Annotated in this window: 3 protein-coding genes and 1 tRNA gene; 1 reads left to right on the top strand and 3 read right to left on the bottom strand. The window is 42.0% G+C overall.

Going from position 1 to position 3,530, the window contains the following annotated elements; all coding sequences use genetic code 11:
* A partial coding sequence (locus SPADD19_RS06240) for a DNA gyrase subunit A (protein WP_277619468.1) occupies positions 1 to 1,127 on the bottom strand: 1,127 nt, incomplete at its 3' end.
* A 198-nt stretch (positions 1,128 to 1,325) separates the two neighbouring features.
* On the opposite strand from SPADD19_RS06240, the gene SPADD19_RS06235 reads away from it, so the two are divergent.
* Positions 1,326 to 2,312 (top strand): L-lactate dehydrogenase, encoded by a 987-nt coding sequence (locus SPADD19_RS06235; RefSeq protein WP_061455536.1) that lies wholly within the window; start codon positions 1,326 to 1,328, stop codon positions 2,310 to 2,312.
* 92 nt (positions 2,313 to 2,404) lie between these two features.
* Here SPADD19_RS06235 and SPADD19_RS06230 read toward each other — a convergent pair.
* Positions 2,405 to 2,476 (bottom strand) — tRNA-Arg (locus SPADD19_RS06230).
* A gap of 231 nt (positions 2,477 to 2,707) precedes the next feature.
* On the bottom strand, positions 2,708 to 3,530 hold an 823-nt coding region (gene rpsA / locus SPADD19_RS06225; RefSeq protein WP_241496503.1), incomplete at its 5' end, for a 30S ribosomal protein S1.

Below are 3,530 nucleotides of genomic sequence, written 5' to 3'. Positions count from 1 at the left end.
ATATGGGCACGTGCTTCCGCTTTTTCTTTATCAAAGATGGTCCGGCGAGTCACCACTTCTTTCTGGTGCTCAATATAAGCCCCTAAAATTTGGCGAAGAGAAAGAATCTTTGGAATACCATTTTGGATCGCCAACATATTGAATCCAAAATTGGTTTGCATTTGCGTCATCTTAAAGAGGTTGTTCAAAATAACGTTAGCCGAAGCATCCCGGCGAACCTCAATTACAAATCGAACCCCTTCACGGTTTGACTCATCACGTACAGCTGTAATCCCTTCGATCCGTTTTTCTTGCACCAAGCGAACGATATGTTCGTGAACCTTTGTTTTATTGACCATATAAGGGAACTCGGTAACAACAATCCGTTCACGGCCACTCTTTGTCACTTCAATCTCTGTACGAGAGCGAAGGACGATCGATCCTTTTCCTGTTTCATAGGCTTTGTGGATACCTGATTTCCCCATAACGAGAGCACCTGTCGGGAAATCTGGACCTGGAAGAACTTCCATAAGTTCACGGGTTGTTACCTCAGGATTATCCATTATCAACTTCACTGCGTCAATGGTTTCTCCCAAATTGTGAGGAGGAATATTTGTGGCCATCCCAACGGCAATCCCAGTAGCACCATTAACCAGAAGGTTAGGGAAACGTGCAGGTAAGACCAAAGGTTCGCGCTCGCTGGCATCATAGTTATCAGTGAAATCAACTGTATTTTTGTTGATATCCCGCAACATTTCAAGAGCGATCTTACTCATACGGGCTTCGGTATACCGTTGTGCAGCGGCACCATCACCGTCCATGGAACCAAAGTTTCCATGACCGTCCACTAACATGTAGCGATAACTCCACCATTGCGCCATCCGAACCATGGCTTCATAAATAGAGGAATCACCGTGTGGGTGGTATTTACCCATAACATCCCCTGTGATACGGGCTGACTTCTTATGTGGTTTGTCTGGCGTAACACCCAATTCATTCATACCATACAAAATACGACGGTGAACGGGTTTTAAACCATCCCGAACATCAGGTAGGGCACGAGCTACGATAACACTCATCGCATAATCGATAAAACTCGTCTTCATTTCTGATGTTAAATTCACATCAATTAGATTCTTATCCTGCATTCAAAAAATGCCTCTCTTTACTTAATTCACCATACTATTATAACACATTTTAGCCTATTTTTCTGCTTAGGAACACAAACGTAAAAACGTTTACATCAAAGATTCATACTGTTTCAGATGACAAAGACTTTTAAAAGTGGTAGAATGAAACCGTATGAGAATCTATCTCAAAAAAATATGAAGGAGACGTTTAGACTCATGGATTTGACTAAACAACACAAAAAAGTTATCCTTGTCGGTGACGGTGCCGTAGGTTCATCTTATGCATTTGCACTTGTCAACCAAGGAATTGCACAAGAGCTTGGAATTATCGAAATTCCTCAATTGCACGAAAAAGCTGTTGGAGATGCGCTTGACCTTAGCCACGCCCTTGCCTTCACTTCACCTAAGAAGATTTATGCGGCTGAGTACGCTGACTGTGCAGACGCTGACCTTGTTGTAATTACTGCAGGTGCTCCTCAAAAACCAGGTGAAACTCGCCTTGACCTTGTTGGTAAAAACCTTGCTATCAACAAATCAATCGTAACACAAGTTGTTGAATCAGGATTTAACGGTATCTTCCTTGTAGCTGCTAACCCAGTTGACATTTTGACATACTCTACATGGAAATTCTCAGGATTCCCTAAAGAACGCGTTATCGGTTCAGGTACTTCTCTTGACTCAGCTCGTTTCCGTCAAGCCTTGGCAGAAAAATTGGATGTGGATGCTCGTTCAGTACACGCCTACATCATGGGTGAACACGGGGACTCAGAATTCGCTGTATGGTCACACGCTAACATTGCTGGTGTAAACCTTGAAGAATTCCTTAAGGACACTCAAAACGTTCAAGAAACTGAATTGATCGAACTGTTCGAAGGTGTTCGTGATGCTGCTTACACTATCATTAACAAAAAAGGTGCTACATACTACGGTATCGCTGTTGCCCTTGCTCGTATCACTAAAGCAATCCTTGATGATGAAAATGCAGTACTTCCACTTTCTGTATTCCAAGAAGGTCAATATGGTGTTAGCAATGTCTTTATCGGTCAACCTGCTATCGTAGGTGCACACGGTATTGTACGTCCAGTGAACATCCCATTGAACGATGCGGAACAACAAAAAATGAAAGCTTCTGCTGATGAATTGCAAGCAATCATTGATGAAGCATGGAAAAACCCTGAATTCCAAGAAGCATCAATCAACTAATTCAATTAGAAAAGACTCTCAAATTCGAGAGTCTTTTTTGAGCTATGAACTTAAAATAAAAAGGCTGAGAGACTTCTCAACCTTTTCTTCTTTCCACCCTGAGGGAATCGAACCCCCATCTCAAGAACCGGAATCTTACGTGATATCCATTACACTAAGGGTGGCAACTGTTATAGTATATCAAATTCTCAATAATTTTACAAGTAAAAAAGAGAGTGGGACAGAAATCGGCAATTCGTTAGAATTCGATTTCGTTGTCCCACCTCCGCACAGTTGAGTAGGGCTGTAAAAGCTGATGAGATCAGCGTAGTAGAGCCCACTCAACCACTGCGTCTTGTTCGACAATCCAAAAACAATTGAGAGGCTAGGACTTTTGTCCCAGCCTCTTTTGAATATTACAATTCGATATCGCCAAACAAGTCAGCCATTGAGAATCCAGTTTGAGTTTCTGGAAGATCAAAGTCGCGTTTTTCTTGTTTTGGACGACGTGGACGAGATTGACGTTTTTCTTGTTTTTCGCCTTCTTCTTGAGCTGGACGTTCTTCAAGAGCTTTGATAGAAAGTGATACACGTTCATCTGCAGCATTTACTTCAAGAACTTTTACAGTTACTTCTTGTCCAACTTTAAGAACATCTTTTGGATTTTCAACACGTTTGTGTGAAATTTGTGAGATGTGTACAAGTCCGTCGATACCTGGCAATACTTCAACGAATGCACCGAAGTCAGTCAAACGTTTAACAGTTCCTTCGATAACATCACCAGCAGCCAATTTTTGTTCAACGCCATCCCAAGGTCCAGGTGTTGTAGCTTTCAATGAAAGTGATACACGACCTTCTTCTTCGTTCAAGTCAAGAACTTTCACTTGGATTTCTTCACCAACAGTTACAACTGATTTAGGTGATACGTTGCGTTCGTGTGACAATTCTGTCAAGTGAACCAATCCATCAACACCACCAAGGTCGATGAAAGCACCGAAGCTTGTGATACGTGCAACTTTACCAGTTACGACATCACCAACGTTCAATTTACCAAATACTTCTGCGCGTGCTGCAGCTGATTCAGCTTCAACAACTTCACGACGTGAAAGGATAAAGCGGTTTTCTTTTGGATCTACCTCTTTGATTTTAGCATCAAATTCTTGACCTACGAAACGTTCAGTGTTACGTACAAAACGAGTATCAAGCATTGAAGCTGGAATAAATCCACGAAGTCCTTCA

It is taken from the genome of Streptococcus parasanguinis (assembly GCF_001578955.1).
Lineage (GTDB): Bacteria > Bacillota > Bacilli > Lactobacillales > Streptococcaceae > Streptococcus > Streptococcus parasanguinis_U.
Note: the sequence above shows the minus strand (reverse complement) of the source record. Positions and strands in the feature narration are given on the sequence as shown.

Excerpts from the sequence above, each read along its gene's own strand:
- SPADD19_RS06235 (WP_061455536.1), top strand. The coding sequence starts at position 1,326 with ATGGATTTGACTAAACAACACAAAAAAGTTATCCTTGTCGGTGACGGT.